The sequence below is a fragment of the Phenylobacterium sp. genome, assembly GCF_036263695.1.
GTDB lineage: Bacteria > Pseudomonadota > Alphaproteobacteria > Caulobacterales > Caulobacteraceae > Phenylobacterium.
The window spans coordinates 1-17306 of record NZ_DATAGM010000151.1 but is presented as its reverse complement, the minus strand read 5'-3'; the positions used below and the strand labels follow the sequence as shown (position 1 = coordinate 17306).

Here is a 17306-nt window from a genome sequence, read left to right as displayed (position 1 = left end):
GCGCAAGTGGAGAGAGAGCCGGACCTTGCCCGAGCGCGTCGGCCGCTACGAAATCCGCGAACGCATCGGCCAGGGCGCCATGGCCGAGGTGTACCGCGCCTATGACCCCGGCATCGGACGGGATCTGGCGATCAAGCTCTTGAAGGGCGAGTTCCGCGAGAACGCCCAGTACGCCGGCCGCTTCCTGCGCGAGGCCAAGGCCGCGGGGGCGCTGTCGCACCCCAACATCGTGACCATCTACGACGTCGGCGAAGAGGGCGGCTATCCCTACATCGCCATGGAGCTGCTGGAAGGCGAGCCGCTGGACGTGGTCCTGGAGCGCTACGGCAAGCTGGCCCCCGACGACGTGCTGGCCATCGGCCTGCAGCTGACCGAGGCGCTGGCCTACGCCCACGGGCTGGGCGTCGTGCACCGGGACATCAAGCCGTCCAACATCCTGCTGGCCCCGGACGGGCGCGGGGCGAAGATCCTCGACTTCGGGATCGCCCGGGTCGCCGAGGCCCACGTGGACGAGGCCGAGACGCTGCGCACCCAGGCCGGCCAGGTGCTGGGCACGCCGCGCTACATGAGCCCGGAGCAGGCGCTGGGCCAGGAGATCGACGGCCGCTCCGACCTCTTCTCCACGGGCGTGGTGCTCTACGAGCTGCTGACCGGCCGACGGGCGTTCGACGGATCGAGCGCGGCGACGCTGGCCCTGCAGATCACCCAGCAGGACCCAGCGCCGATCGGCGAGGTCGCGCCGGACGCGCCGCGGGGCCTGCAGTTCATCATCAGCAAGCTGATGGCCAAGCGGCCGGACCGCCGGTTCGCCGACGGGGCCCAAGCGGCCGAGGCCTTCCGCCGCGAGCAGGCCGCCCTCGTCGCCGCCAAGGCCGAGGCCAGGACGCCGCGCCGGCGCCTGCCGCTGCAGGTCCGGCTCAGCCTCCTCATGGCCTCGGTGACCACCGCCGTGCTGCTGACCGGCGCCAGCGTGGTGGTCGAGCGGCAGTACGAGGCTATGGAGCGGATGGCGCTGACCTCCGGCACCGCGGTCGCGGCCTTCGTGGCCAGCAACGTCGCCCTGCAGGCGGCGGACAACGCCAGCCTGCCCGCCGCCGAGCGCGACTGGCTGCCGGTGGAAGCCTTCGTGAAGTCGGCGGTGGGCGATCCCAATATCCGGCGCCTCTCGGTCGTCGACGCCGAGGGCGTCGTACGCGCCTCCAGCGACCCGGCCCTGGTCGGCCGGCCGCACCAAGGCGTCGGGGCCGATCCGGTGCTGCAGAAGCAGGGCGAGGTCACGGTGACCCTGGCCGGCATGACGGGGGCGCAGGACCTGCGCTTCGTGCGGCCGATCACCTATGCGGGCCGATCCTTCGGCCTGGTGGACGTGAGCCTCTCCAAGGCCGACCTGGACGCAGCGGCGCGCCTCTCAAAAATGCTGATGCTCGCGCTGGGGCTTATCATCGTGATGACGGTGATCGGCGCGAGCTACGCGGTCGTTCGGGCCATCGCCCGGCCGATCCAGCGGCTGAAGGCGGCCCTCGACGAGGCGGCCGACGGCAACACCGACTTCCGCATCTCCCATTCCAGGTCCGACGAGTTCGGCGACCTGTTCGACGCCTTCAACCGGCTGACCGCCACCGTCGAGGCGCGGCTGGAGCCGGGCTCTGGGGCGCCCAAGCCGTCCGAACTGGACCAAGCGATCCGCGAGGACCGCACCGTCGTGATGGTGAAGGCATGAGCGCGGTCACCCTTCGCCTGTTCCACGAGACCGATCCGTTCCGGCAGCTAGAGGCGCGCACCCTGACCGAGGGCGAGCTGACGCTCGGCAGGGACGAGAGCGCGACCTGGGTCCTGGACGATCCGGAGCGGGCGGTGTCTCGCAAACATTGCGTGCTGACCCTCACCGACGGCGGCCTGGTGCTGCGCGACGTCAGCGCCAACGGCACCTTCCTGGGCCGCGAGCGGGTGCGCGCGCCCGCCGATGCGCCGACCAAGGTGGAGGTAGGCGAGACCCTGCGGCTGGGCCCCTATCTGGTGGTCGTCGACGCAGAAGGGCCGACCGAGGCGCCCGGCGCGCGCGGGACCGAGGCGTTCGACGCCCCCTTCGCCCACCCCCTGCTGCGGCCCGTCCAGGTCGACGACACCTCGCTGAGCGTGCCGACCGACTGGCCCAAATCCGCCGAGCCGCCGCCCAAGCTCGCGCCGTCCCACACCACCGGCTCGCTGCTCGACGCCTTCTGCGCCGGCGCCCGGCTGGACTCCTCCGCCTTCTCCGGCGAGGACCCGCACGAGGTGATGCGCCGCCTGGGCGTGCTCTACCAGCAGATGGTGCTGGGCCTCTCCGACCTGATGGACGAGCGGACCAGCATCAAGGCAGAGTACCGGATGGACCGCACCACAGTGCGGGCCGAGGGCAACAACCCGTTCAAGTGGGCGAGGCCCCAGCGGCTGGCGGTGGACCTGCTGAAGGACCGCAACGACGGCTTCCTGACCGGATCGGCGGCCGTGAAGTCCTCCTTCGAAGACGTGAAGAAGCATCTGCTCTGCCTGCTGGCCGGCATGCGCGGGGCGCTGATCGCCGCGCTGGAGGGGCTGAGCCCCGCCGAGGTGGAAGAGCGGATCAAGGGCGAGACGGGCCTTCTGAAGAACAAGGCGGCCCTGGCCTGGAACGAGTACGGTCGCACCTACGCTCTCTTCCTGGCCCAGGCCCATGACGACCCGGACAGCCCGATGAACCGCGAGTTCCGCGCCGCTTACGAGCGGCAGCTCAAGGCGCTCGACAACGGCGGCGGATCGAGTTGATCCGCCGGCTGGCCAGCCGCGCCGAGGCCGCCCGCGCCCTGGTCCTGTCGTCAGCCGGGCGCACCCACCAGGGCTGCGTTCGCAAGCTCAACGAGGACAGCTTCATCGAGGCGCCCCGGCTGGGGCTGTGGGCCGTGGCCGACGGCATGGGCGGCCACGAGGCCGGCGAGGTGGCCAGCCGCAAGGTCGTCGAGGCCCTGACCGCTCTCCCCGCCCCCGCCTCCGGCTTCGGCTTCGTCCGCGACGTCTCCGAGGCGCTGCAGGCCGCAAACGCCGAGCTCATTGAATACGCCGCCGGCCGCCACACCGACGTGGTGGGCTCCACGGTCGTGGTCCTGCTGGCCGTCGACGGCCATTACGCCTGCCTCTGGGCCGGCGACAGCCGCGGCTATCTCTGGCGCGGCGGCGCGCTCTCACCGCTGACCCGCGATCACAGCCTCGTCCAGGAACTCGTCGACAGCGGCGCCCTCACCCCCGCCGAAGCTCGTACGAGCCGCCGCGGCAACGTCATCACCAAGGCGGTGGGCGTCGATCCGGTGCTGGAGATGGACATGGCGCAGGGTCCGATGCGCCTGGGCGATGTCTTCCTGCTGTGCTCCGACGGCCTGACCGGCGTGCTGGAGGACGGCGAAATCGCCGCTCTGCTGGCGAAGGCGCCGGGGCTGGACGCGGCGGCAGAGGAGTTGATCGCGGCAGCGCTGGGCCGCGGGGCGCCGGATAATGTGACGGTGGTGCTGGTGACGGCGGAGGCGGGGTAAGCTCTCAGGCTGGGTCCGGAGCCATGCGACGAGCTTAGGACCGCACCGGACGCATCGCGCAAACCTGCCCCTCCTGACTACAGCCTGCCTTTGCGGCGAACATGAAGGTGGGAGCAGATCTGGACGAAGCACACGACGACGAAGGCAATGAAACAGGCGAGGAACTGCGTTTTGGTCAGGCTCTCGGTGAAAACATCCCAGAGGATGAGAAGCCACGCCGGCAATCCCACAGTGAAGGTCAGGATCTTAACCCACCGGGGGAGCACGGCCCATTCGAGGTCATACGCACGCTTTGCAAGCTCGCGCTGTTCCCCCGGGTCGGCCGACATGTCTGCACCCCCTCAGTGCCGGCTGTATCTATCCGGGAGGACTCAACAAGCAATGGCCGTTCGATAGATCCGCAGCGGAGCAACAGCGTTTCACACGCCGAGGGGACCGCCCGCCGGAGAGCGGGCGGCGGAGAGGGAAAGCCGCAGGCGTGGCGCGGCGGGCGGTTCACGCCGCGGCCCCGGACTTTGGCTCATCGCAAGTCGGAGCCTGTGACTTTCCCTCTCCACTAAGCGCTCTCCCGCTGCGCGGGAAAGGAAGGGAGCTCGCTACGGCGCCGGCGTACCCGGCACGCGGGTCGAGCCGGCGGGCGGGGCCACGTAGGCGGCCTCGACGCCGCGCTTGATCTCGAGCGGCGCGCCGATGTCGAGGTAGGCGGGGTCGGCGGCGGTGTATTTCGGCCAGTCGATCAGCCCGGGCGTGCTGGGATCGCCGGTCTTGGCGAACTGGGCCCAGATCTTCGAGAACTGGTCGGCGACCTTGACGTCCTCGTCATCGTGCTCCGGAGCGCGAACGGAGCAGCCGCCACCCCGGGCCAGGCCCTGGGTGGTGGGCGAGGTCAGGCCCACGGGGATGGCGCCGAACACGTAGGAGAGCTCCAGGCCGTGGAAGGCGACGCAGCCCTTTTCGCGTCGCCAGCCGAGCGGCAGCTGGGAGAAGTTGTAGACGAAGGTCGGCGCGCCCGAGGCGCTGTGCAGCTTCGCCATTTCCGGCACGTCGGAGCGCAGGGAGGCCTCGCCCTCGTTGGCGCCGACGATCAGCGGGACCTTGTTCTGCCTGCCCTGCGCGAACAGCTCGTGGACGGGCGCCGGGATCACGTCGCCGTCGACCACCACGCCGGCGGTGAACTTGCTCTTCGTGGCCGCGGCGAGCACGTCCTCCCACTTGGCCGCCCGCATGGCGGCGAGCCCGCCGGGGCCCTGCGGCGCGCCGAGCGCCTGGGCGAGCGCCACGCCGCGCGCCTCGGCGGCTTCCTTGGTGGTCGAGCGTTGAGGCATGACCAGGGCCGAGCCGCTCTGGACGATCGCCCGATGGAACAGGCCGGCGCTGAGCGGGCTGGCGAGCTGGGAGGTCACCTTCACCCCGCCGCCGGACTCCCCGAAGATGGTCACGTTCTGCGGATCGCCGCCGAAGGCTGCAATGTTGTCGCGAACCCATTCCAGCGAGGCGCGGATGTCGAGGGTGCCGTAGTTGCCCGAACCGCGCCCCTCGGCGGCCAGCGCCGGGTGGGCCAGGTAGCCGAAGGGGCCGAGGCGGCTGTTCACGGTCACCACGACGACGCCCTGGTTGGGCAGCTTGGGGTGGTTGTAGGTGGTGGAGTTGCCGGTGCCGGAGGTCAGGCCGCCGCCATGGTAGAAGACCATCACCGCCCGCTTCTCTCCCGGGCTCTTCGCGGCGGTCACCACGTTGAGATAGAGGCAGTCCTCGCTGATCGGGGCGCTGACGCCCATGTTGCTCGCCCCCTGCGGGCAACGATTGGGCCACTTGGTGGCGTCCCGCACCTGCGTCCACGGCTTGGCGGCCTGCGGCGGCTTCCAGCGCAGCTCGCCCACCGGCGCGCTGGCGTAGGGGATGCCGCGCCAGATGCGGGCCGTCGAGCCGGCGTCCGTCACCGTCTCGCCCCGCACCGGCCCGAGCCGGGTCTGGACGACGTCGCCGAGCGCGGCGCTCTGCGCCGCCGCGCTCGTTGAAAAGAGGAGCGCCGCTCCCAGCAGCGGCAGCAGGACCTTGATCATCGCGTTTCCTCGGTCGGGTTCCATCTTGTGTTGCAAGCCTAACCTTAGCTCCCGCGGCGGGGAAGCTGGATCGTTCGTCAAAGGTCGCAACCTACCCCCCCGCGGAGCGTCGGGAGGGGGACCGCGGTCCCAGCGGAGCGAAGAGCGCGGGGTGGAGGGGGCGGGCCACGGGCGCGGGCGGACGGACGGCTATCGGGCCTGGGCGGATGGAGCGGTTCGGGAATGCGGCTCGCCCCCTCCACCACCCGCTTGGCCGGGGCGGTAGGAGGGGTGGTTTAGGCCGTCACGCGGGGACGTAGGTCAGCCGGATGACCTCGTCGCCGATTCGGTCGGCGGCTTGCAGGCGGAGCGGGGGCCGGGGGGCGGCGAAGTAGGGTTTGCCGGAGCCGAGGACGACGGGGTGGAGGTAGATGCGGTACTCGTCGATCAGGTCGGCGAGGCTGGCCGCGAGCTGCGTGCCGGCGACCTCGATGCATCCGTCGAGCTCGGCTTTCAGGCGGCGGACCACCGCCTCGACGTCATCCGTGACCAGGGTCGCGTTGGGGCCCACCGACGTCAGGGTGCGGGAGGCGACCCACTTGTGCTGGCCTCCCCAAGCTTGCGCGTACTCGCGTTCCGGTGCGTCCCACTCCGACTGGTCCTCGTCCCAGTAGCGCATGATCTCATACATGCGCCGGCCATAGACGGCGCCGCTGACACTGCCGATGTCGTCGATGAAGTGGCGGAAGAGCACGGGATCGGGCGCGAACTTGTCGTGGTCGACGTAGCCGTCCAGCGACTGGTTCAACGCGTAGACGAGCTTGGCCATGCTGCGACCTCCTCCCAATGGTTTCAGAGCGTCACGTCGCGGCCGTCGTGGCCTGCGCCGGGCGTGAAGCTGCCCAAACCGATCCTGCTTTGCAAGCGGTTTGAATGCGCGGCCGAGTTGACCGCGCCGGCGGTTGCGGGCACGGGCGTCGCACTGGCGCTTGGGAGCCCGCATGGCCTGGCTGATCTACGTCCTCGCCGCGGCGGCGGAAATCGCCGGGTGTTTCGCGTTTTGGGCGTGGCTGAAGCTGGACCGCTCGCCGCTGTGGATCGCACCGGGGATGGCCTGCCTGGCGCTGTTCGCCTACCTGCTGACGCGGGTGGACAGCGCCGCCGCCGGACGGGCCTATGCGGCCTACGGCGGCGTCTACATCGCCGCCTCGATCGGCTGGCTGTGGCTTGTCGAGGGCAAGGCGCCGGACCGGTGGGACCTGATCGGCATGGGCATCTGCCTCGTCGGCGCGGCGGTGATCCTGATGGGCCCGAGATCCGCGTAAGCGGCCAAACTGGACGCGGCCGGCGGGGGCCTCGTGATCCTGTCGGACTCGGCGCCGCGCCAAGACTCGGCTGGCGCGCGCCACCGCTCGGGCAAGTTTCTTTCACCGGATTCGTCTTCACCGCGATTTCATGCGGCGGAATCGCAACTTAGCGCTACTGTGGTGCGCGAAGGATATGTCCTGGCGCGTCCCCAGATCTTCTCGGGAACTCCAGCGGACCGCCTCCCAAGATCGGACATCCCACATGCGAAACCTAGGGATTATTCCCTGCGTGGCCTTGCTCGCGCTGACGACGAGCGGCTGCGTTGCGCGCGGATCGGCCAAGCTCCAGCCGGGGATCGCGCTCGGCGGCCCCACGGCCAGCGACCCGTCGCGCGCCGGCGGCGCCGGCCTGGCCTCGTCGGCGAAGGGCGATAACTGGATCGCGGCCAATCATTTCGAAGAGGCCCGCGCGGGCTACGACAGCCCCCTCAACCGCTTCAACCTGGCCGCAGCTTACGAAAGCACTGGCCGGTCCGTGGAGGCGGCCGCCCTCTACCGCACCGTGCTGGTGGACGGCCGGCAGACCACCATCATGGTCAACCGGCTGGACGCCGATGCCGGGGGGCCCAATTCCAAGGTCAACCTGGCCGACGAGGCCCGGCGCAGGCTGGCCGTGATCGACGCCCGTCGCGGCCAGCTCGCGGCGCCGGAGTTTGTGGTCGGCGCGTCGGCGTCGCCGTTCGTCGGCGGCCCGGCGGGCGGGCGGGTGAGCGACGCCCAGGCCCTGCGGCTCGACGAGGCCGCCCGGACGGCGAATGAGGAATAGTACTCAGCCGTTCCATCTTATCCACATCGCAACATATCGCAGCGCTTAACAGCAGCTGACCTCGGGAGAATACAGATGACCACCGAACGGATTACTGAACGCAAAGATGGCGAAATCACCGAGCGGGTGGTGGAGCGCGACATGGGCGGGGCGACGACTGTGGTTCAGGGTGGGCCCGGCATCGGCGGCATACTGATCGGCGTCGCGGCGCTGGCGCTCGTGCTGATCATCGGCTTCTTCCTGATGAACGCCAGCCGCAACAACGACCGCAAGACTGAAGCGGTGACCAGCGCCGTCTCCGACGTCGCCGACAGCACGGCGGGCGCGGTGAAGAGCGTGGGCGACGCCGCCGAGAGCGTGGGCGACGCGGCCGAGAACGCGACCAAGCCGAAGAACTAAGCCGTCTGCGGCCCTACTCCAGCGGCGCGTCCGGCGACGGCTCGGCGGAGAGCGCCGCACGCACCCCGGACAGGCCCTGGGCGCCCAAGCACACGTTGATGGCCGCGACGAGGACCTGGGCGGCGGGCAGGCCGCCCTCGTCCAGGACCTGCCGGATCATGGGATTGGGCGGGAGGCTCGGCGTCCTCTCCCGCACCCAGATGGGGGACGGCGCGCGCCCGTCGGCGAGCCTGAGCTCGCGGAAGACCTCGTCCTTGCACTGCTGGGCGCGTACGACATAGCGCGCCGGATCGCCCCGCTGGGCGGCGTGCTGCTCAATGAGGATGTGGGCGACAGCCGGCGCCGCGGCGGCGGGCGCGGCGGCGCATAGGCTTGCCAGGGCGGCGAGGACGGGGGGGAGGCGCATGCGGGACTCCTTCGTTGCGAGCTGGCTGGCGAGCCTGCGCTCCTAGCCGGGCCATTCGAACGCAAAAACCACCAAGACCACCAAGGGTCTGACCTGAGGCGGTGTTCTGCTGCGAGGCCGCTCACCTTGGTGGTCTTGGCGGTCTTGGTGGTCCCAGAAAATTCGGGCGGCCGGACGAGATGATGTCGGATGGCGGCGAGGTGGATCGTCCTAGAGTCGAACGCGGAACAGAGGAGAGCGCGATGCCCGAGATGATCTTCGTGAACCTGCCGGTGCGGGACCTGGCGGCGTCGACCCGCTTCTACGAGGCGATCGGCTGTACCAAGAACGAGCAGTTCAGCGACGAGAAGGCCTCGTCGATGATGTGGTCGGACGAGATCGTGTTCATGCTGCTGCGGCATGAGTTCTTCGACACCTTCCTGACCCGGCCCCGGGCCGACGCGACGGCGGCGACCGGCGTCCTGCTCGCCCTCTTGCGCGCCAGCCGCGAGGAGGTGGACGCCATCGTCGAGGCGGCGGGCCGCACGGGCGGCCGCGCCGACCCGCGCCCGCCGCAGGACATGGGATTCATGTACCAGCGCACGTTCGAGGATCCGGACGGCCACGTGTTCGAGCCGGTGTGGATGAACCCAGACGCCATGGGGTGACCACCGTCATCCCGGACGGCCCGCAGGGCCGATTCGGGACCCAGAGGCTGCGCCTGTGACGCCTGGGTCCCTTCCCTAGCGTAGACCGGCGACTCAGCGGCGGCCAAGGCCTCAGGCGGGCGCCGGCGCCAGGCCGTAGAAGGCGTAGAACAGGTCGATCGGGGCGCGCACGTGCAGGGCGCGCAGGGGGAAGGCGGTCCAGGGCGCAGCGGGGTCGAGGCCGGCGAGGTTCTCCAGGAAGGCGTCGCGCGCGGCGGGCTTGGTCGCCTCGCGGTGGTCGAGGAACTGGCCCCAACTCGAGGTCCCGTTCAGGCGCACCCGCTCGGGTGCGCGGCGGGAGGCGCCGTAGGCCGGCGGGAAGAGCCGGCGGTAGGCCTCGGTGTTGTAGAGCCAAGAGCCGCCGCGGACGAAGGCGGCCTCAGGATGGCGCTCGCGAACATAGGCGAACAGGGCGCGCAGGTCGGCAAGGCGGCGGGGGACTTTCTCGGCGGTCAGCGGGCTGACGTCGTCGTCGTCGCGGTTGGTGAAGTGGATGCGGACCTCGCCGTCGGCGTTGGGCGGGTCGTAGCTGAAGCAGCCGAAACGCGGGCGACCAGACACTTCCTCCGGCGAGCGGACGAACACGGCTTCGGTCCAGTCGAGCTTCGCCTCGAGCGCGGCGGCGGTTCGCAGCCCCGCGGCGTAGGCCGCCCACTCGGGGCGCTCCGGGCGCTCGTCAGGGTCGCCCAGGCCGAATCGGCGGTGGAGGTTGGTCATGGTCAGGGCCAGCCGGTCCAGCGGCTCGCCAGTGCGCCCGGCCAGCGCCTGGGCGAAGCGCAGCTGGAGCTCGAAGTAGGGGCGCAGGCGCCGCGCCTGCGCGATCCTGGCGTGGTCCATGAGGCCCCTCCCCGTCGGCCGATATGGAACACCAAGACCGCCGAGACCGCCAAGGGGACTCTACCTCGCCCGTGAAGCGGCGGAGGTAAGGGTCCGCAACGCAAGCTCAGCCGACCCTTGATTTTCATGACGGCGCGTCTAAGCTCCCTCTTTGACACCGGTGTCAGTCCCGTGGAGACGGAATTGCTACCGGTGTCATCACCGCCAGACGGCGGACGACCGGGAACGCCCGGCGAGGGAGGGAGGAAGATGAGACTCAACGCGGGACCGCGCCTGCGCGCGCTCACCTGGGGCGCCTCGGCGGCGGCTTTGGCCACGGCGCTGGGCGCCGGCGCGGCGTACGCGCAAGCGGCGCCGGCCGATGCGGACGAGGTCGAGGAGGTCGTCGTCACCGGCTTCCGGGCCTCGATCGAGAGCGCCATCGCGGTGAAGCGCGAGGAAACGGCCGTGGTGGACGTCATCAAGGCCGAGGACATCGCCAAGTTCCCCGACAACAACCTGGCCGAGTCGCTGCAGCGGGTGCCGGGCGTGGCCATCACCCGCTCGGCCGGCGAGGGCCGCAACATCACGGTGCGGGGCCTCGGCCCCGGCTCCACCCGGGTGCGGATCAACGGCATGGAGGCGCTGACCACCACCGGCGGCTCGGACGCCGACGGCGGCGCCAACCGCAACCGCCAGTTCGACTTCAACGTCTTCGCGTCCGAGCTCTTCAACTCGCTGTCGGTGCGCAAGACCCCGCAGGCGAGCGTCGAGGAAGGCTCGCTGGGCGCGACAGTGGACCTGACCACCGCCCGGCCCTTCGACTTCCGGGACGATCGCACTTTCGTCATCAACGCCCAGTACGGCTACAACGACCTGTCGGAGAGCTGGGACCCCCGCATCGCGGTGCTGGGCAGCCAGAAGTTCCTCGACGGGACGCTGGGGATCGGCGCCTCCGTCGCCTGGTCCCGGCGGCAGATCCGCGAAGAAGGCTGGGACACCGTGCGCTGGGGCGAAGGCCCCAGCAACGGCGGCTGGTGCAGCCCGGTCGGGTTCGACACCAACGCCACCACGGCCGGCCAGCAGTTCAACCCCGGGGCCAACACCGCCGTCGGCACGACGTCGACCGACTGCTTCACGGGCAACCCGCGCCTGCCCGGCACGCCGGAGAACATCGCCGCCTTTCAGGCCGCCTCCGATCCCGGCAGCTGGCACCCGCGGATCCCGCGCTACCTGCGCTTCGACTACGAGAACGAGCGGCTGGGCATCACCGGCTCGGTGCAGTGGCGGCCGACCGACCGCACCGAGGTGTCGTTCGACTACCTCTACTCGAGCTTCAAGAACGACCGGCGCGAGAACTTCATCGAGGGCATCAGCTTCAGCCGCGGCGCGGCCAGCCCCGAGTTCGGCAAGCCCTACATGATCCCGCGCGTGTTCGAGACCGACGCCAACGGGACGCTGATCTACGGTGTGTTCGACAACGTGGACATCCGGGTGGAGGCCCGCGAGGACGAGCTGGAGACCATCTTCACCCAGTACACCCTCACCGGCCGTCACGAGCTGACCGACAGCATCACCCTGTCGGGCCTGATCGGCACCTCCAAATCGAGCTTCAAGAACCCGATCCAGACGACCATCACCCTCGACCGGGCCAACCAGGACAACTGGGTGTTCGACGCCCGCGGCAACCGGGACATCCCCAGCATCGACTGGGGCTTCGACATCAACGACCCGAACGCCTTCACCTTCACCAACGCCAACGCCAACGGGACCGTCCGCCCGAGCGAGATCCGGCTTCGGCCCCAGTTCGTGCAGAACAGCTTCGACCAGGCGGTGGGCGACATCTCCTGGGAGCTCAACGACACCTTCACCATCCGGGCCGGGGCGGTGTGGAAAAAGTACGTCAACGACGGCCAGGAGTACCGCCGCGCGACCGAGCTGTCGGTCCCTGCCCTGCCGGCCGGCGTGACCATGACCGACATCACCCAGCCGATGACCGGCTTCGGCGAAGGCCTGGATTCCGACGTTCCGGACGGCTGGGTGGTGCCCAACTTCGACGCCATCGCCAGCGCGCTGGGGATCTACAGCGGGGTCGGAACCTTCGCCCTGTTCGGCATCGAGAACACCAACGCCCGCGGGAACTTCCGCACCATCACCGAGGAGTCGCAGGCCGGTTACGTCCAGGTGGACTTCGACACCGACATCCTGCCCTGGCGGATCCGCGGCGACGTGGGCGTGCGTTACGTGACGACCGACATCACCGCCCAGGGCTACACCTTCGCGGGCGGCGCGCCGCTGCAGCTGACGGTGGAAAACTCCTACGACCGGTGGCTGCCGGCGGCGAACGTGGTCGTCGAGGTGACCGACAACTTCCTGGTCCGCGGCGCCGCCGCAAAGGTGATGGTGCGGCCGGGCCTCGGCGCCCTGAACCCCGGCGGGACGGTCAACACCACAGGCAACCTGACGGTCACCACCGGGAACCCCCGGCTGATGCCGCAGGAGGCCAACACCTACGACCTGTCGTTCGAGTGGTATCCGACGGCGCGGACGCTGGTCGGCGTCGGCTTCTTCCGCAAGGAGATCACCACCGACTTCTCGCAGGTGCGGCTGACCGGGCCCTTCAGCTCGTTCAACCTGCCGGCCTCGCTGCTGACCGGCACGGGACGTACCCCGAACGACGAGACCAGCTTCACCACCACGGTGAACGCCCCGGGCGGCGAGCCCTACGAAGGGTTCGAGATCAACATCCAGCAGCCGCTGACCGACTGGGCGGAGCGGTTCGGGTGGCCGGAGTTCGTCGGCAATTTCGGCGTGCTGTTCAACTACACCTACGTGACCGGCAGCCAGATCTCCTGCGGCTCCACGCCGGTGAACGGGGTCTGCGCCATCCCGCTGGAGAGCCGGCGGCTGAACGTCTCCGAGCGGCAATGGAACGCCACCCTGTTCTACGAGGACGAGAAGCTGAGCGCGCGTATCAGCGGCTCCTTCCGCAGCGACTACCTGACCGCGGTCCCGTCGGCCAACCAGGGCAACCTGACCAGCGCCGACCGCACCGAATACCAGGACGCCGACTGGGTGCCGGACACCTTCACCGTGGATGCGTCAGTCGCCTACCAACTGACCGAACAACTGAAGCTGAGCTTCGAGGCCACCAACCTCACGGACGAAGAGGCCCAGCAGTACAACGACACCATGGCCGAGCGGGTCTGGAACACCCGCCACTTCGGCCGGCAGTTCCTCGTCGGGCTCCGCTACAACTTCTGAGGAGCCTCGGACGGGCCCCGCTTCTTCCCCTCCGGGGTCCGTCCTTTTTTCCTTTCTGGGAGGGCGTATGACCACCCGTCGCGACCTGCTTCTCATGACCGCGGCGAGCGCGCTCGCCCCTGCGGCCGCCTCGGCCGCTGAGGATCCCTGGGCGGTGGCGGACGAGATCCTCGCCCGCATCCGCCCGCCGACCTTCCCCGACCGCGACTTCCCGATCGACGGCTACGGCGCCGACAAGGAGGGCGTGGCCGATTCCAGCGCCGCCATCGCCGAGGCCATCGCCGCGTGCCATGCCGCCGGCGGCGGGCGGGTGCTGGTCCCGGCTGGCGACTGGCTGACTGGGCCGGTGCACCTGAAGAGCAACGTCAACCTGCACCTGGCCGAAGGGGCGACGCTGCGGTTCAAGACCGATCCGGCCGCCTACCTGCCCGTGGTGTTCACCCGGTGGGAGGGCATCGAGCTGATGAACTACTCGCCGTTCATCTATGCGATCGACTGCGAGAACATCGGCATCACCGGCCAGGGGACTATCGACGGCCAGGCCAGCCGCGAGCACTGGTGGACGTGGAAGGGCCAGTGGAAGCAGAACCAGCACGGCTGGGTCGAAAGCATGCCCAACCAACGGCCGGCCCGGGCGCGCCTCTTCCAGATGGCCGAGGACAAGGTCCCGGTTGCCCAGCGGGTGTTCGGGGAAGGCTCGTACCTTCGGCCCAACTTCATCCAGCCCTACCGCTGCAAGAACGTGCTGATCGAAGGCGTGAAGCTGCGTCGCTCCCCCATGTGGCAGGTGCATCCGGTGCTGTGCCGCAACATCATCATCCGCGGCCTGGACATCAATTCGCACGGGCCGAACAACGACGGGATCGATCCGGAGTCCTGCCAGGACGTGCTGATCGAGGACTGCTTCTTCTCCACCGGCGACGACTGCATCGCGGTGAACTCCGGCCGCAACGCCGACGGGCGGCGGCTGAACGTCCCGTCGGAGAATATCGTCATCCGCAACTGCCGGATGGCCGACGGGCACGGCGGGCTGACGGTGGGCAGCCAGATCAGCGGCCATGCGCGCAACATCTTCGCCGAGAAGTGCCGGCTGGACTCGCCCGACCTCGACCACGCGATCCGGTTCAAGAACAACGCCCTGCGGGGCGGTGTGGTGGAGAACTGCTTCTTCCGCGACCTGACCGTCGGCCAGGTGCGCAAGGCGGTGGTCACCGTCGACTTCAACTACGAGGAAGGCGCCAAGGGCGCCTTCACCCCGGTGCTGCGCAACGTGGTGGTGGAGCGGGTGCGCAGCGGGAAGAGCACCCGGGTGGCCGACCTGCAGGGCTTCCCGAACGCCCCAATCTTCGACGTGACGCTGAAGGACTGCGTGTTCGACGGCGTGGCCGAGCCGGCGATCGTCAAGAACGTGCGGGGGCTGAAGCTTCAGAACGTGACCGTCAACGGCCGGCCAGTGCGGACGCTGGCCTGATGCGCCTCGTCGCCACCCTGGCCTTGGCTGCGGCGCTGATCGCGCCCCCGGCCCTGGCGCAATCCACCGCCGCCGACTGGACCATGGCCGAGGCGATCCCTTCCCAGATCGAGGCGCCCAGGATCCCCCGGCGCGACTTCCCGGTGGCGGGACCTGCGGACGGGCGCGCCGACGCGCGGCCGGCCATCATGGCCGCCATCGCCCAGGCCTCGCGGGCCGGCGGCGGGCGGGTCGTGCTGGGACCGGGGGTTTGGCTGTCCAAGGGGCCCGTCCACCTGAAGAGCCGGATCGAGCTGCATGTGGGCGCGGGCGCCATGCTGCTCTTTTCGGCGGACACCGGCGACTACCTGCCGGTGGTGAAGACCCGCTGGGAAGGCACCGAGATGATGGGCTATTCGCCGCTCATCTACGCCCGCGACGTGGAGGACGTGGCGATCACCGGGCCGGGCGTGATCGACGGCAATGCGCAGAGCGGCTTCCACGCTTGGGCGAAGGCGGCCGAGACGGACTTCCAGCGGCTGCGGAAGATGGGCTTCACGAGCGTCCCGCTCGCCAAGCGGGTCTTCGGCCGCGGGACCAGGCTTCGGCCGAGCATGATCCAGATCCTGGGCGGCAAACGGGTGAAGCTGGAGGGCTACACGGTCCGCAACTCGCCGTTCTGGGTGAACCACCTGGTCTACGTCGACCAGGCGGTGGTGCGGGGACTCAACGTGGAGAGCATGTTCCCCAACAACGACGGGATCGATGTCGACTCCTCGAGCCGCGTGCTGATCGAGGACAACGTCTTCCGCACCGGCGACGACTCCGTGGTCGTGAAGTCCGGCCGCGACCTGGACGGGCGCGCCATCGGCCGGCCCAGCGAATACGTGCTGGTGCGGAACAACGACATGGGCGGCGAGGACGGCATCGCGCTGGGCAGCGAGATGAGCGGCGGGATCCGCCACGTCTTCTTCACCGACAATGTGCTGCGCAAGGGCGCCTCCGCGATCCGCTTCAAGGCCAACCTGGACCGGGGCGGCGTGGTGGAGCACGTGCGGGTGCGACGGATGAAGGTTGAGGACTTCGCCACCCTGTTCTGGTTCCAGCTCAACTACCCCGGCGAGCTGGGCGGCAACTTCCCCGCTACCTACCGCGACATCGTCTTCGAGGACTTCGAGGTCCAGAACGTCGGCGTGGTGTTCGAGGGCCGCGCGCCGGCCGCGGCGCCGCTGAAGGGCGTGCTCTTGAAGGACGTCGTCATCGCCTCGGCCAAGACGCCGCTGGTGCTGGAGAACGTCGAGGCGCTGCGGTTCGACGGGGTGGTCATCGGCGGACAGCGGTGGGACGGGGAGGTCAGCGCGCGGGCCAAATGACCTCTCCCCGCAATGCGGCGAGAGTGTTGGGTGAGGGGGCTCGGAGCGAAGCGCAGGGCCTACAGCGTGCGTGCTGCGGCGCGGCCGCCCCCCTCACCCTACCCTCCCCCCCCCGCTAGGCGGGGGAGAGGTCTCAAGCGTCCAGCCACGCGATGAGCGCGGCCATGTTCTCCAGGTATTTGGCGATGGCGATGCCGGTCTTCGGGGCGGGATCGGGGAACGGCGAGGTGTCCCATGAATCGCCCACGTGGGTCGTGGCGTAGTCGCCGGGGGTGGGCGTCTTGGGCCCTGGCCCGCGGTAGGGATGGCTGGTGGCGGTCAGCGGCGAGGGCCACCAGCCGTCGGCGTTGAGGTCGGCGAGGATCTTCGCGACGGCCTCGGCCGAGGGGCGGCCCTTCAGCGCGCGGACGGTCGCGAGGTCCGCGGTGGCGATGTCCTGGCCGGAGAAGTACTTCGGCAGCGGGACGGGCTTGTTCGACAGCAGGGGCGAGCCCTTGGAGGCTTCCGCCGGCGGCGTGGCTTTCAGCGTCTCGAGCCGGGCGCGCATGCCGGCCACGTCCACGGTGCGGAAGCCGCTGTAGTGGCCCAGCGTCCGGTCCGGGCTGTGGTCCACATAGTACTCGCCATTGACGACGTTCGAGCCGCGGCGGTGGACGTAGAGCGGCCGGTCGGTCCCGATCTCGATGAAGGTCGGGTGGCTGCGGCCGTTGCGCGGCTCCCGCAGCTTCACCTTCTCCAGCCAGTCCAGCCCCTCCCCCACCCTCGCCAGGTACTTCGGGTCGCCGGTGAGCTCGTAGAAGCTCATCAGCTGGGAGAGGTTGGTCGCCGTGGTGTGGGTGGCGAGCGCCAGGGGCTCGTAGCTGCGGGCGGCGGCCGGCTTGCCGTCAAGGGTGTGCTGCAGGCCCCACCCGGGCTGGGGCGCCGGCTGTTGGGTGGCGAGGATCGAGTCCATCGCCCGGCGTATGGCGGGCAGCGCGCGCGGATCGCCCAGGGTCTGGTGGACCATGGTCAGGAACTTGATGTTCTCGCCGGCGACGTCGTCGTTGAAGGTGATGTAGCGCATGTACTCGGGGCCGTCGTCGGCGTGCGGCCAGCGCTGCGGCCAGCCGCCGCCGGGGTGCTGGCTCTCCAGGACGAAGCCGATCGCCCGGTCGAGCGGGGCCCTGTACCTGGGGTCGCGCTTCTCCAGGCAGAG

Annotated in this window: 16 protein-coding genes; 10 read left to right on the top strand and 6 right to left on the bottom strand. The window is 69.8% G+C overall.

Going from position 1 to position 17306, the window contains the following annotated elements:
• Positions 1 to 25 precede the first annotated feature (25 nt).
• From VHK87_RS06080 to VHK87_RS06070, 3 genes are read left to right on the top strand one after another with little or no spacing between them, the layout of a single operon-like run.
• Positions 26 to 1720 (top strand): protein kinase domain-containing protein, encoded by a 1695-nt coding sequence (locus VHK87_RS06080; RefSeq protein WP_329634004.1) that lies wholly within the window; start codon positions 26 to 28, stop codon positions 1718 to 1720.
• A complete protein-coding gene (gene tagH, locus VHK87_RS06075) occupies positions 1717 to 2784 on the top strand; it encodes a type VI secretion system-associated FHA domain protein TagH (RefSeq protein ID WP_329634003.1) in 1068 nt (355 codons plus the stop codon). Before VHK87_RS06080 ends, tagH begins: the two co-directional genes overlap by 4 nt.
• Complete coding sequence (locus VHK87_RS06070; protein ID WP_329634002.1) at positions 2781 to 3542, top strand: PP2C family protein-serine/threonine phosphatase; 762 nt, start codon at positions 2781 to 2783, stop codon at positions 3540 to 3542. The genes tagH and VHK87_RS06070 overlap by 4 nt, the downstream gene beginning before the upstream one ends.
• Positions 3543 to 3619: 77 nt before the next feature.
• Here the strand turns inward: VHK87_RS06070 and VHK87_RS06065 are convergent, their stop codons facing one another.
• The 3 genes from VHK87_RS06065 to VHK87_RS06055 all read right to left on the bottom strand — a co-directional run bounded on the left by VHK87_RS06065 (position 3620) and on the right by VHK87_RS06055 (position 6413).
• Positions 3620 to 3871, bottom strand: coding sequence for a hypothetical protein (locus VHK87_RS06065; RefSeq protein ID WP_329634001.1), 252 nt, complete (start codon positions 3869 to 3871; stop codon positions 3620 to 3622).
• A gap of 267 nt (positions 3872 to 4138) precedes the next feature.
• The gene (locus VHK87_RS06060; RefSeq protein WP_329634000.1) at positions 4139 to 5605 is read right to left on the bottom strand and encodes a carboxylesterase/lipase family protein; all 1467 of its coding nucleotides are present in this window, start codon (positions 5603 to 5605) and stop codon (positions 4139 to 4141) included.
• A 283-nt stretch (positions 5606 to 5888) separates the two neighbouring features.
• Positions 5889 to 6413, bottom strand: coding sequence for a dihydrofolate reductase family protein (locus VHK87_RS06055; RefSeq protein ID WP_329633999.1), 525 nt, complete (start codon positions 6411 to 6413; stop codon positions 5889 to 5891).
• Between the two features lie 172 nt (positions 6414 to 6585).
• On the opposite strand from VHK87_RS06055, the gene VHK87_RS06050 reads away from it, so the two are divergent.
• From VHK87_RS06050 to VHK87_RS06040, 3 genes are all read left to right on the top strand, one after another.
• Positions 6586 to 6909, top strand: coding sequence for a YnfA family protein (locus VHK87_RS06050; protein WP_329633998.1), 324 nt, complete (start codon positions 6586 to 6588; stop codon positions 6907 to 6909).
• 277 nt (positions 6910 to 7186) lie between these two features.
• Positions 7187 to 7717: a hypothetical protein gene (locus VHK87_RS06045; RefSeq protein ID WP_329633997.1), complete on the top strand. Its 531-nt coding sequence runs from the start codon at positions 7187 to 7189 to the stop codon at positions 7715 to 7717.
• 75 nt (positions 7718 to 7792) lie between these two features.
• A complete protein-coding gene (locus VHK87_RS06040) occupies positions 7793 to 8116 on the top strand; it encodes a hypothetical protein (protein WP_329633996.1) in 324 nt (107 codons plus the stop codon).
• Between the two features lie 13 nt (positions 8117 to 8129).
• Here VHK87_RS06040 and VHK87_RS06035 read toward each other — a convergent pair whose 3' ends face one another.
• Complete coding sequence (locus VHK87_RS06035; protein WP_329633995.1) at positions 8130 to 8522, bottom strand: hypothetical protein; 393 nt, start codon at positions 8520 to 8522, stop codon at positions 8130 to 8132.
• A gap of 242 nt (positions 8523 to 8764) precedes the next feature.
• Between VHK87_RS06035 and VHK87_RS06030 the strand changes: the two genes are divergently transcribed.
• Positions 8765 to 9169 carry a VOC family protein gene (locus tag VHK87_RS06030; protein WP_329633994.1) on the top strand — a complete coding sequence of 135 codons (405 nt, stop codon included), beginning with the start codon at positions 8765 to 8767 and terminating at the stop codon, positions 9167 to 9169.
• A 111-nt stretch (positions 9170 to 9280) separates the two neighbouring features.
• Here VHK87_RS06030 and VHK87_RS06025 read toward each other — a convergent pair whose 3' ends face one another.
• The gene (locus tag VHK87_RS06025; RefSeq protein ID WP_329633993.1) at positions 9281 to 10045 is read right to left on the bottom strand and encodes a hypothetical protein; all 765 of its coding nucleotides are present in this window, start codon (positions 10043 to 10045) and stop codon (positions 9281 to 9283) included.
• Positions 10046 to 10294: 249 nt separating this feature from the next.
• Here VHK87_RS06025 and VHK87_RS06020 point away from each other — a divergent pair, with 249 nt between their 5' ends.
• The 3 genes from VHK87_RS06020 to VHK87_RS06010 all read left to right on the top strand — a co-directional run bounded on the left by VHK87_RS06020 (position 10295) and on the right by VHK87_RS06010 (position 16111).
• Complete coding sequence (locus tag VHK87_RS06020) at positions 10295 to 13288, top strand: TonB-dependent receptor (protein ID WP_329633992.1); 2994 nt, start codon at positions 10295 to 10297, stop codon at positions 13286 to 13288.
• A 67-nt stretch (positions 13289 to 13355) separates the two neighbouring features.
• Positions 13356 to 14759, top strand: a complete 1404-nt coding sequence (locus tag VHK87_RS06015; protein ID WP_329633991.1) for a glycoside hydrolase family 28 protein — start codon at positions 13356 to 13358, stop codon at positions 14757 to 14759.
• Positions 14759 to 16111, top strand: coding sequence for a glycoside hydrolase family 28 protein (locus VHK87_RS06010; RefSeq protein ID WP_329633990.1), 1353 nt, complete (start codon positions 14759 to 14761; stop codon positions 16109 to 16111). The genes VHK87_RS06015 and VHK87_RS06010 overlap by 1 nt, the downstream gene beginning before the upstream one ends.
• A 133-nt stretch (positions 16112 to 16244) precedes the next feature.
• Here the strand turns inward: VHK87_RS06010 and VHK87_RS06005 are convergent.
• On the bottom strand, positions 16245 to 17306 hold a 1062-nt coding region (locus tag VHK87_RS06005; protein WP_329633989.1), incomplete at its 5' end, for a pectate lyase.